Origin of the sequence: Peribacillus sp. NPDC096379, assembly GCF_044762875.1 — a bacterium.
Lineage (GTDB): Bacteria > Bacillota > Bacilli > Bacillales > DSM-1321 > Peribacillus.
The window spans coordinates 932,485-944,681 of sequence record NZ_JBIWFD010000001.1 but is presented as its reverse complement, the minus strand read 5'-3'; the positions used below and the strand labels follow the sequence as shown (position 1 = coordinate 944,681).

The following is a 12,197-nucleotide window of genomic DNA, read 5'->3' as shown; positions in this document are numbered from 1 at the left end:
GGAAGCTTTTTGAACGTCCCCTCATTGCTGCACCTCTTTTCTCGCGTTTACATACTCAAACGGCGATCATCTTCTTCAAACAAGTCGTCCAACGAGCTTAAACTTCCGTCCTCCTCGACTTGATGGGTATTAATGATCCCTTTCATTACACTCATTTCAATGAAACAATTCCAACAATAGAACTGATTGACACCGATTTTACCTACATCTTTACTGTTACAATTCGGGCATTTAATTTCCAAAATGGACACCTACCTCTTCATAGACCGAAATGATATTTCAACATTTCATTCGCTACGATTATGCCCATTTTTTCCATGATACATACCCTTATGCAAAGAAAACCTTTCCGAACATCTTTAGTATTTGTCTTTAGACAAACAAAGATGAACTGAAAGGTTTTCCATGTTTGGTTACATAAAATCATATGGTGTAACGTGTTCCATGCCAATCATTGGGTCAACCTTCATGAGCATTTCGAAAGGATCGACTGCTTCTTCAGTCTCTATAATCTCTGTAGTATCAGTTTCCTCCATGTCAGTTGCTTGTAGTTTTTGCATCAATGTCGTTTTGCGCTTCATTTCATTATTGCGTTCAATTCCTTGACGGAAGGCATCTTCTTCCCCGCATAAAATCAAGAAATTTTTACTTCTTGTAATCGCCGTGTACAATAGATTTCGCCGCAACATTCGATAATAGCTTTTGACGACAGGTAAAATCACAATCGGAAATTCACTTCCTTGTGATTTATGGATCGAGCAGCAATAAGCATGGGTAATTTGATTTAAATCTTGCCGCGTATAGACTACTTCGATTCCCTCAAACGAAATGACTAACTTATCGACGTTATCCGTATTTTCCTTGGCAAAAAGGACGGAGACTATTTCGCCCATATCGCCGTTATAGACGCCTTCTTCAGGTTGATTGACGAGTTGTAATACTTTGTCGCCACTCCGGTAAGCGACATCGCCAAATTTCAGCTCCCGTTTTTTCGCATCAGCATTACCGTTGAACACTTCTTGAAGCATTTTGTTTAGATTATCAATCCCCGCCGGCCCCCGGTACATCGGGGCAAGCACTTGAATATCTCTTGATGTAAAGCCTTTATTACGGGCATTCGCGACGACTTTTTCAACGACTTGGGCGATTTGTCCTGTGCCACAGCGGATGAAGGAACGGTCGCTTTGCTGCTGACTGAAACTCGCAGGCAATCTTCCTCGCTTAATTTCATGGGCAAGTTCAATAATCGAAGAACCATCTGCCTGGCGGTAAATTTGCTCAAGGCCAACCATCGGAACCGATTGTGATGCCAGTAAATCCTTTAACACCTGACCGGGACCAACCGATGGGAGCTGGTCTTCATCTCCAACCATAATAAGCTGTACATGCTCAGGTAAAGCTTTTAACAGCTGATGAGCAAGCCATGTGTCAACCATCGACATTTCATCAATAATCACAATTCGCCCTTCAATCGGGTTCTCTTCATCATGGGAAAATCCTTCACTCCCATTCCAACCGAGAAGCCGATGAATAGTTACAGCCGGCAAACCTGTGGATTCTGCCATTCGCTTTGCCGCACGTCCAGTCGGTGCTGCCAAGACAAACGGAAATGGTTCAGTCTCTTTTTTATAGTCGTGAATGTCCATGGACACACCATGGAGCTCTGCATACAGCTCAACGATTCCTTTAATAACTGTCGTTTTCCCCGTTCCCGGTCCTCCTGTCAAAATCAACATCGGCGACTGAAGCGCCGTCTGAATCGCTTCTTTCTGAGCCGGGGCATAATCGACGCCAAGCCGCTCCTCTAATTCACCAAGCGCCAGCAAAAATTCAGATTCAGGAAATTGATCTTCATACTCGGTTTGCGCTAAAATTCTCTTTATATTCGTGACAATCCCTTTTTCTGAGAAATATAAAGAGGGCGGATAAATCCGACGCTCCTCGACTTTGATTTTCCCTTCATCCTCAAGCTTCACAATTTCCGAAGAAATCGCTGTAAACTCAATTTCATCTCGTTTATTTTCTTCAAGCATGCTCTTAACTGCTTCTAGTAAATCCTCAGCCTCCATATACACATGGCCGTCTTGAAGACATTGGGCATCAAGCGTATACAAACAGGCTGCTTTAATTCGATCAGGATGCCCCCCTGAAATACCAAGCTGAAACCCAAGTTCATCCGCTCGGCCAAAACCGATTCCTTCAATATCCTCGACAAGCTGATAAGGATTCTTTTGTAAAATCGACAACGTATCATGTTGGTACATTTGATAAATTTTCATCGAAAGCTGTGGTCCAAATCCATATTGATTCAACCCAATCATGACTTGTTCCAACCCTTGATGTTCAATCAATGTATCGTAGAAGCTTTTTGCTTTTTCAGATGATAATTTCGGAACCGTATCCAAGAGTGACGGATTGGCAAGTATTTTCGAAATGGCATTCTCGCCAAGTGTATCGACAATGCTTTCTGCCGTTCTTTTCCCAATCCCTTTAAACAAATCACTCGATAAATAAGCGACGATTCCTTCTTTCGACTGCGGCATATCTTTCCTGAAATGTTCGACATGAAACTGCATGCCAAACCGTGGATGATCCTTCATCGTGCCATAAAAAATATACGTTTCCTGCTCATGAATCTTTGGAAAATACCCTGTTACAACAGCTTCTTGCTCGTCGTATTCCAAATTCGTTTCATCGAGGCGAATCCGCACGACAGAATACAAATTTGACTCATTATGAAAAATTGTCACTAAGTGCCGACCTTTCATAAATTTCTTCTCTTCTGAAAAAAGATCCAACGCATCCTGCTGGCTCATACGGTTCCCCCTTTCCAAAACGATTTTATTCTTCGTTCAGCGTTTCCATCAATTTTTTTCCATGCGCTGCTAGCATATGATCAGGCTGCACTTCCAAAGCTTTCTCGAAATATTCAATAGCCTTCACAGCATTTTCTTTATAGCCACCAAATGCCACGCCAAGATTGTAGTAAGCGTCTGCATGCTCTGGATTCTGTTCAATCACGATTTCCAATTCTTTAATTAGCTCATCGTACAACTCCGCATTAGCTAAGCAAAGCGCATATTGAAAACGAGCATCGACATCATCCGGATTCAATTCAACCGCACGTTGCAAGTACGGCATTGCGAGTTTCCCTTGATCAAGCTGCATCAAAGTTATGCCAAGCATAAAATACGCATCACTCGTATCTAGCCCGGTACGAAGCGACTTTTCAAACATATCCTTCGCTTCGATTAGCTTGTCCATTTCAAAATACAGATTTCCTAGCGCATAATAAGCGGCCCCAGCTTCTTTATCGAGTTCAAGTGCTTTTTTATAGAAACTCTCTGCCTTCGCTGTTTCGCCAACCGCAGTTAAAACATTGCCAAAATTTATGTATGCTACAGGCTCTTTCGGACTTTCCTCAATCGCCTCGGAAAAAATCTTCACCGCTTCTTCATACTTACCTTCTTGCATATATTGAATTCCTTGTTGGTTTTTATCCATCATATTCACTCTCCATTTAATCTATAAAAAAGGGTCTGACCCTTTATTTATGGGACTTCCCCATTAGATTTCATTCTTTAGCAGTATACCATAAAGAAGTCGGCTCATCATTAATCGTGCGGTAGGAATGCGCGGTAAATGAATGGATGATCTACGATTCGTGAGTTCTGTACGATTCGTTTCATCCTACTTCGTGCGTAAACCTTCCTTTACAAAATTTGTGCGCCGAAAATCAATTTTGCGAGCGGGAATTGCCTATTTGCGTGCCAGGTTGGGGTGTTTGCACGTCGGAATCTGTACGTTTCAAGCGGAATTTAAGATTTACGCGCTATATCTCCATTTGATCCTCTCACCTAAACAGTAAAATCACAAAAACCCCAGCCAAACCACGGCTGGGGATGTTCATTATCCGACATATGTCAGTTTTTCATTATTTTTAAACACTTCATCAATCGTACCGCCGCCAAGACACACATCGCCATCATAGAAAACAACGGCTTGTCCAGGCGTGATCGCGCGAACTGGCTCAGCAAAGATGACTTCAACATCGCCATTTTCAAGCACTTTCACATCCACTTTACTATCCGTTTGACGGTAACGGAATTTGGCTGTACAGCTAAATTCCGCGGCAGGTGCATGTTGGGCAACCCAGCTCATATTGACCGCTTTAAGTGAGTCAGAGTATAGCACATCATTTTCGAAACCTTGTCCGACATACAATATATTTCGTTTCAAGTCTTTGCCGACCGCAAACCAAGGCTCTCCACTGCCACCAATACCAAGTCCGTGTCGTTGACCGATTGTATGATACATGAGACCTTCATGCTTGCCCATCACTTTTCCATCCAACGTTTCCATATTACCGGGCTGTGCGGGTAAATAGTTGCTTAAGAAATCTTTGAAATTGCGTTCACCGATAAAACAAATGCCAGTTGAATCCTTCTTCGTTGCTGTTGCAAGTCCAGCTTCTTTGGCAATTTCTCGCACTTCTTTTTTATCAATGTGACCGAGTGGGAACATGACCTTTTCCAACTGGCTTTGCGTCAACTGATTCAAGAAATACGTTTGATCTTTATTCTCATCAATACCGCGAAGCATTTTATATTCTCCGTCACGGTAAGCAACCTGTGCATAGTGACCCGTTGCTAAATAATCGGCACCAAGGCTGACTGCATGTTCAAGAAATGCTTTGAACTTAATTTCCTTGTTACACATAACGTCCGGATTCGGTGTCCGACCTGCTTTATATTCCTCTAAAAAGTACGTAAACACTTTGTCCCAATATTGCTTCTCAAAGTTTACAGCATAATATGGAATACCAATTTGATTACATACGGCAATTACATCATTATAATCATCTGTTGCGGTACAAACGCCGTTTTCGTCTGTATCATCCCAATTCTTCATGAAAATCCCGACTACATCATAGCCTTGTTTTTTCAAAAGCAGAGCAGCAACAGATGAATCAACGCCACCTGACATACCGACTACGACACGCGTGTCTTTAGGTGCTTTATTCATTATGTTTCACCTCTTACCTAATTCTTTATTTCAACAATCTGTTGATTATCTTAACCGTTTCATGTGCCGCTTGTCTCACATCTTGCTCAGAGTTGTTTAAGCCAAAACTAAAGCGAATCGAGTTTTTCGTCCGTTCAGAATCTTTGTCAAACATCGAAACAAGGACATGAGAAGGATCGATAGACCCCGCTGTACAGGCAGATCCACTTGAAACAGCAATGCCTGCCAAATCCAAATTCACAAGCATCGATTCCACATTTGTTCCAGGAAAACTAATATTTAACACATGCGGCAATGATGATTCGCTAGACCCATTCACGATATAGTTCACACCAGCATCGTTAAAAATATCTAAAATAACTTTTTTATAGCTTACATACAGCTCATTTTTCTCCACAATTGTGCTTTGTGCAATGGTAACGGCCTCTGCAAAGCCAGCAATCGCTGGGACACTTTCCGTTCCAGCACGACGCTTTCGTTCCTGCTCGCCACCGTACAAATGCGGCTGATGTTTAATGCCGTCTCGGATGTAGAGAAATCCGATACCTTTAGGTCCGTTAATTTTATGAGCACTAACCGAAAGTAAATCAACATGAAGTTCATTCACATCGATTTTCACCAAACCGTACGCTTGTACCGCATCCGTATGGAAAAATGCTGGATGATTCTGTAATAGCTCACCGATTTGCTGAATCGGTTGTATCGTTCCGACCTCATTATTACCAAACATGATGGAAACGAGGATGGTATCATCCCGAAGTGCCAATCGCAACTCTTCAACCGAAACAAGCCCTTCTTCATTAACAGGTAAATAGGTTACTTCAAAACCAGATTTCTCCAAAAACTGGCATGTATGAAGGACAGCATGATGTTCTATTTCTGTCGTAATAATATGCTTGCCTTGATGCTGATAAGCACGCGCAATACCAATTAACGCCGTGTTATCACTTTCCGTACCACCACTTGTAAAAATGATTTCATTCGATAACGCACCAATGCTCCGAGCCATCATCGCACGGGACTCATCCAGCACATGACGCGACGCGCGGCCATACGAGTGAATACTAGACGGATTGCCATACTCATCCTTCATGACAGCCATCATCCGATCAATCACACGCGGATGCATCGGTGATGTCGCCGCATGATCTAAATACACATTCTTCACGTTTCTTCCTCCGATATATAAAAGAAAATAAATTTTCCATGTCAATTTATCCTGAAATTTTCATGATGGTCATATTCTATAATTTTATTTGACATGATGCAAAACAATGATTTCACTAAACGACTTATTTTAAGGCTATGTTAAACAATATTGTTGTTAAAAAGATTTTTGGCTCATTCGTGTGAAACCCTAGTTTCACACGTCTTTCAGCTATGCTGAAAGGTAGAGCTAAAATGGGCCAAAAGTCAACAATGTTATATAATACAGCGTATTTTAAAAAGAAAAAAGGAGCTTAACTCTACAACTACCATTTCAGAAGATTGCGTATAAACAGCTTCTACATGGTGTAGTCTTGGAGTTAAACCCTTTTTATTCCTTCACGGTTTTAAAGGTATTAAATATAAAACATATACGAATCATGTTCGCTATCATCTTTATAATTCGCTAGATCCTCAAGTGTCGTACTGTCTAGAACATCCTTTACTGCATCCCGAATCCGGACCCATAGTTGGCGTTTAATTGGTTCTTCATCCTCAATTCCTTCAACCGGAGTAATCGGGCCTTCCAGTACGCGGATGATGTCACCAGACGTAATTTCTTTCGGTTCTTTCGTTAGGATATAGCCGCCATACGCTCCACGAATACTGCGAACTAAGCCAGCATTTCGAAGCGGTGCGATCAGCTGTTCTAAATAATGTTCTGATAAATTATGTGTCTGTGCAATCGACTTAAGCGATGTCGGACTCTTCCCCTCACCATACTGCTTTGCCAATTCAATCATAATGGTTAAGCCATAGCGGCCTTTTGTCGAGATTCTCATCGTTTACCCACCTTTATGTTTTCCTTCAATTTATAACCTATATCATCATTTCATGATCGGATTAATATGCTTTAAAAATTATAGCATAATCCTAGGTAAAATGCATATTAGTGCATGTTCAAAAAGGAGGATAAAAAGAGCCGAGAAATTCTGCGAGCGCGTCTCGAGAACCTTTCGCGTAGGCAGGAATACGTAAGGAACGGATCTTTGCACAGAACGTACGCGATTTTAACAGAAGATCGAAAATGCGCGACAAAGAAATTCACAAGCTTTTCTTTACCAGACTTTTTGAACACGCTCCGTTAGCCTATTTACGTTCTTTTTCATGAAAAATATGATACCTTTATTATACAAAATGAATATGGCGTTAATGCGCCACCATTTACCATGAAGGATCAACCATGGAACACGCTACACTCGCCTAATAACAATGGTGGCGGTGCGGAACCAGAATTTTGGATGCTTTCTTAATATAGTACGTATATTTGCAAAGTAGATTGGCTATATTATTAAGTCGCAAAGACCCGCCCCATGTCCTTCATACACAAAAGCTATAGGAGCGATGACGATGTCCATAAAACCACTTGCATTTAGGATGCGCCCCCGTTCTATCGAGGAAGTGATGGGGCAAGAGCATCTCGTTGATGAGGGAAAAATTATCTATCGAATGGTCAAAGCAAAACAGCTTTCTTCAATGATCTTATACGGCCCGCCTGGGGTTGGCAAAACGTCAATTGCTAGCGCCATTGCTGGCAGTACCCAATTTGCCTTCCGTACTTTGAACGCGGTGACTAATAATAAAAAAGATATGGAAATTGTCGCTGCCGAAGCAAAAATGTCAGGGAAAGTCATTCTGTTATTAGACGAAGTTCATCGACTCGACAAAGCGAAACAAGATTTCCTGTTACCATATCTTGAAAATGGCATGATTACATTAATAGGAGCGACAACAAGTAATCCTTATCATGCAATTAACCCAGCTATTCGGAGTCGTTGTCAAATTTTCGAATTAAAAGCACTTGAACCCGATGACATTGTTACGGCTTTAAAACGTGCGATCGATGATGATAACCGAGGACTTGGGAAATATTCTACAAATGTAAGTGAGGAAGCACTCCTTCATTTGGCAACCGCCTCCAATGGTGACGTTAGAAGCGCTTTGAACGCCCTAGAGCTCGCAGTCATCTCAACAGAGCCTGACGACGATGAGACGATTACGATTACAGTGGAAATTGCAGAGGAATGCATTCAGAAAAAAAGCTTTTCTCACGACAAAGACGGCGATGCCCATTATGACGTGATTTCTGCCTTTCAAAAATCCATTCGTGGCAGTGATGTGAATGCCGCCCTTCATTATTTAGGTCGTTTAATTGAAGCAGGCGATTTAGTCAGCATCGCCCGTAGACTCGTCGTCATTGCCTACGAAGATGTCGGTCTCGCTAATCCACAGGCTGGACCTCGTGCATTAGCAGCAGTCGAAGCAGCTGAACGCCTCGGCTTTCCGGAAGCACGTATCCCACTCACCAATTCAGTCATCGAGCTGTGCTTATCCCCTAAATCAAACACAGCAATTATGGCGATTGACGCAGCACTTGCTGATATTCGGGCCGGAAACACTGGTGACATACCTGACCATCTGAAGGATGCCCACTACAAGGGGGCCAAAGAACTCGGACGCGGCGTTGAATATTTGTATCCGCATAACTATGAAAGTGGCTGGGTTAAACAGCAATATTTGCCAAATAAACTGGTTACTCAAAAATATTACCAGCCTAAAACGAGCGGAAAATTTGAACAAGCCCTTGCAGCTGTTTATGATAAAATTGAAAAAAACGCCAAGCCTAATCCTACACGGAAATAAAGGCTTGGCGTTTTTTATAACCTATATCAAACTACCAATTTCGGATTTGCGTGACTGAATACACTCCGTTTGCAATGGAAACGACCTGAATTAAGCTGGAATGCACTTCATTCACGCCAGTTTCCGATTTTGAACGATATTAAGCTGCTACATCTCGTTTTACAAAAGCCCAGAATGCTACGACAAGGAAGATGATGAAATACACAAGTAGCACAATGAGCGAGAACGCTAAGGTCATACCTTCAACCATCGGTGTACCTGTTCCAAAGTACGGAAGCAAATTCGTATTTGCGAATAGTAAATATTTTGCCCAATCAAAGAATCCTGCAATGATAGATGTTACAATACTACCGACTAATAGTAGGAAGATGGATAGTCCGATAGCAAGGGAACTGTTCCGGAAAGCAGCCGAAATCATGAACGCCATCGTGGTAAAAATCAGCAAGCCAACCGAACTCAATGCGTATTGGGAAAGTAAAAATGGAATTTGTGCACGTTCAACAATCTGACCATCTAAATAGGCCAAATGTGGCTGGTTCTGCTCAAACCCAAAGAAAGCAGCTCCTAAAATAAAGCTTAAAACAAATAAAATAGCTAGCATAAATAGAGCATATAATAGGACCGTTATGTATTTACTCAACAAAATTTTCGCTCTATTAATCGGGCGAATCAGCAACAGTTTAATCGTACCCCAGCTAAATTCACTTGCCACGATTCCCGCCGCGATAATGATCGTAAACAATGCTACGATATTGACTAACCCCATCATCTCATTCATAAACGTCCATACGTTATAAGACGTCACTCTTGGCATTTCATGTGTGATGCGGTACTCATTCTCAGCAATGACTCTTTCAACCTCTTTTTTATAAGGTCCTGGAGTTGACTTGAGCTCTTCCTTTAAGTCTTTATTTTCTGCCTCCAGTACCGTCTTCCAGTTTCCATTATCGCCAGTTTCAGTGCCCTGGTTATTTATAAACGTCATCCCAATCGCCGCAACCAACACAATGATCGCAAGGATCCCAATCATAATATAACTTGATTTCCGCTTAAAAATCTTGATCCATTCATTTGCGAGTAATCCCATTAAGCGATCCCTCCTTTTTCACTTGTAATTTCAAGGAATTTCTCTTCAAGAGATTGATTGACTTGTTTCACTTCATAAATATCACATTGGTTTTCAACGAGTCGTTTTACTAGTTTCGGAACATCAACAGATTCACCTTCCACATGAAGGTGTTGCTTCGTCATTTTCACATTTATCCCTTCAAATGCATGTTGCAACACATTGAAAGCTTGATCAATCGGTTTTGCTGAAATCACATAGGAAACATTGCCGCCATTCACCATGTCATTCACAAGTTGCACATCAATCATACGCCCATTTTGAATGATGCCAATCCGATCACACATCATTTCCATTTCAGACAATAAGTGACTCGATACGATCACGGCCATGTCTTCCTCGCGAGCTAGTCGTTTCAAGTAATCACGGATTTCCCGGATACCGGCTGGATCAAGTCCATTCGTCGGTTCATCCAAAATCAATACTTTGGGACGGTGAAGCAAAGCCTGTGCAATACCAAGTCGCTGACGCATCCCTAATGAATAGGTCTTCACTTTCTCTTTCATTCGATTCTGCAACCCAACAAGCTCTGCAACTTCATCAATCCGCTCTAGAGTTACGCCTTTTACCATCCTTGCATAATGCTTCAAATTATCATAACCAGACATAAATTTATACATTTCAGGATTCTCAACAATGGCGCCCACTTTACTGATCGCTTCTTCAAAATTAGCTTTCACACTATGTCCATCTATGAAAATATCTCCTGACGTTATCTTCATCAACCCAACAAGCATCCGAATCGTCGTTGTTTTTCCAGCCCCATTCGGCCCAAGAAAACCAAACACCTCCCCCGCGTGCACATCAAAACTAAGATTATCAATAATCGTCTTACTACCAATTTTCTTCGTGACGTTATTTAACGAGACAACTACCAAATCAAATTCACTCCTTTTCAGCAAACATCGTATAACCACTCATCATAAAAGGAAATACCTATAAATTTTAACATTATCTGTCTAATATGTCACATTAAGATTCGCTAAATTTTCGTTAAGATTCGCTAAATTTCCGTTAAGATTCGCCAGTCTAAGTCATTATTCCACCATAAAACACTATCCAATTCTAGTAAATTTCTATATAATGAATTTTAAGTCCCATTTCTGTAAATAGGAAGGAAGTACTAGATGAAACGTTCAAATAAAACAAAGAAGAAAAAGAGATGGCTGAAGATTATCAGTATCACCCTTCTCATTTTGGTAGTAGCAGGTGGCGCTTATGCATTTTCCGTCTATCATTCTCTTACAAAAGCGGTTAATACAATGCATACACCGATTGAAGATCGTCCCATTTCTGATAAACGACAAAGCGAAATCGTCTATACAAACCAGGAGCCATTTTCCGTCCTCTTGCTAGGGGTTGATGAACGTGATGGAGACAGTGGACGCTCTGATACGATGATCGTTTTAACCGTTAACCCAGAAACAAATTCCGTGAAAATGTTAAGTATCCCACGCGATACTCGAACTGATATTATCGGCAAAAATAAAGTGGACAAGATTAACCATGCCTATGCATTTGGTGGCGTGAAAATGTCGATGGATACAGTCGAGAACTTCCTCGATATTCCATTAGATTATTACGTAAAGATCAATATGGAAGGGTTTAAGGATATCGTAGATTCAGTTGGCGGTGTTGAAGTAAACAATGACTTAAACTTTAGCTATGGTGGAGATCATTTCCCAGTTGGAAAAATCGAATTAGATGGAGCAAAAGCTTTAAACTTCTCTCGTATGAGAAAAGAAGACCCACGCGGTGACTTTGGCCGTCAATACAGACAGCGTGAAATCATTCAAGGAGTCATTAATAAAGGGGCAAGCTTTGCTACATTAACAAACTACTCGACTATTTTTGAAGCATTAAGCAAAAATATTGAAACAAATCTTACATTCTCGCAAATGAACGACATCCAAAAACACTATCGCGCTGCAGCGAAAAGTGTTGAACAAATGGAGATTAAGAGTGAAGGTAAGAAAATCGATGGAATCTACTACGGAATTGTAAGTAACGAAGAAAAACAAAGAATTCATAACGAGCTAAACGTACATTTAGAATTAAAATAATGCAGAATGTCAAAAGGGTCTGACCTTGCACTCACCACACAGTTTATCATGTTATTTACACTCCATTTAAACTGTATGAAGTAGTTGCTGGGTCTGACCCTTTGCTTTTGGTCCTCCCTCTTCATTTTTAGTTT

At 41.2% G+C, this 12,197-nt stretch carries 10 protein-coding genes; 2 read left to right on the top strand and 8 right to left on the bottom strand.

The genetic code is table 11. The annotated features are described in order from the left end of the window. Positions 1-47 precede the first annotated feature (47 nt). From ACIQZI_RS04440 to cymR, 6 genes are all read right to left on the bottom strand, one after another. Positions 48-236: a hypothetical protein gene (locus ACIQZI_RS04440; protein WP_028391909.1), complete on the bottom strand. Its 189-nt coding sequence runs from the start codon at positions 234-236 to the stop codon at positions 48-50. Positions 237-413: 177 nt separating this feature from the next. Further along, positions 414-2,816 carry an SF1B family DNA helicase RecD2 gene (gene recD2, locus ACIQZI_RS04435; RefSeq protein ID WP_403069875.1) on the bottom strand — a complete coding sequence of 801 codons (2,403 nt, stop codon included), beginning with the start codon at positions 2,814-2,816 and terminating at the stop codon, positions 414-416. Between the two features lie 25 nt (positions 2,817-2,841). Beyond that, the gene (locus tag ACIQZI_RS04430) at positions 2,842-3,504 is read right to left on the bottom strand and encodes a tetratricopeptide repeat protein (RefSeq protein ID WP_062183033.1); all 663 of its coding nucleotides are present in this window, start codon (positions 3,502-3,504) and stop codon (positions 2,842-2,844) included. A 405-nt stretch (positions 3,505-3,909) separates the two neighbouring features. After that, positions 3,910-5,025: a tRNA 2-thiouridine(34) synthase MnmA gene (mnmA, locus tag ACIQZI_RS04425; RefSeq protein ID WP_403069872.1), complete on the bottom strand. Its 1,116-nt coding sequence runs from the start codon at positions 5,023-5,025 to the stop codon at positions 3,910-3,912. 25 nt (positions 5,026-5,050) lie between these two features. Beyond that, entirely contained in the window at positions 5,051-6,193 is a 1,143-nt protein-coding gene (locus ACIQZI_RS04420; RefSeq protein ID WP_403069869.1) for a cysteine desulfurase family protein, read from the bottom strand. A gap of 394 nt (positions 6,194-6,587) precedes the next feature. Beyond that, positions 6,588-7,013, bottom strand: a complete 426-nt coding sequence (gene cymR, locus ACIQZI_RS04415; protein ID WP_028391914.1) for a cysteine metabolism transcriptional regulator CymR — start codon at positions 7,011-7,013, stop codon at positions 6,588-6,590. A 568-nt stretch (positions 7,014-7,581) separates the two neighbouring features. Here cymR and ACIQZI_RS04410 point away from each other — a divergent pair. Beyond that, entirely contained in the window at positions 7,582-8,874 is a 1,293-nt protein-coding gene (locus ACIQZI_RS04410; protein WP_403069865.1) for a replication-associated recombination protein A, read from the top strand. 139 nt (positions 8,875-9,013) lie between these two features. Here the strand turns inward: ACIQZI_RS04410 and ACIQZI_RS04405 are convergent, their stop codons facing one another. Both ACIQZI_RS04405 and ACIQZI_RS04400 read right to left on the bottom strand, forming a co-directional pair. Next, complete coding sequence (locus ACIQZI_RS04405) at positions 9,014-9,961, bottom strand: ABC transporter permease (RefSeq protein WP_403069862.1); 948 nt, start codon at positions 9,959-9,961, stop codon at positions 9,014-9,016. Continuing rightward, complete coding sequence (locus ACIQZI_RS04400) at positions 9,961-10,878, bottom strand: ABC transporter ATP-binding protein (protein ID WP_062177721.1); 918 nt, start codon at positions 10,876-10,878, stop codon at positions 9,961-9,963. The genes ACIQZI_RS04405 and ACIQZI_RS04400 overlap by 1 nt, the downstream gene beginning before the upstream one ends. A 249-nt stretch (positions 10,879-11,127) precedes the next feature. Between ACIQZI_RS04400 and tagU the strand changes: the two genes are divergently transcribed. After that, on the top strand, positions 11,128-12,063 hold the full coding sequence (gene tagU, locus ACIQZI_RS04395; RefSeq protein WP_403069859.1) for a polyisoprenyl-teichoic acid--peptidoglycan teichoic acid transferase TagU: 936 nt from the start codon (positions 11,128-11,130) through the stop codon (positions 12,061-12,063). Positions 12,064-12,197: the final 134 nt, after the last annotated feature.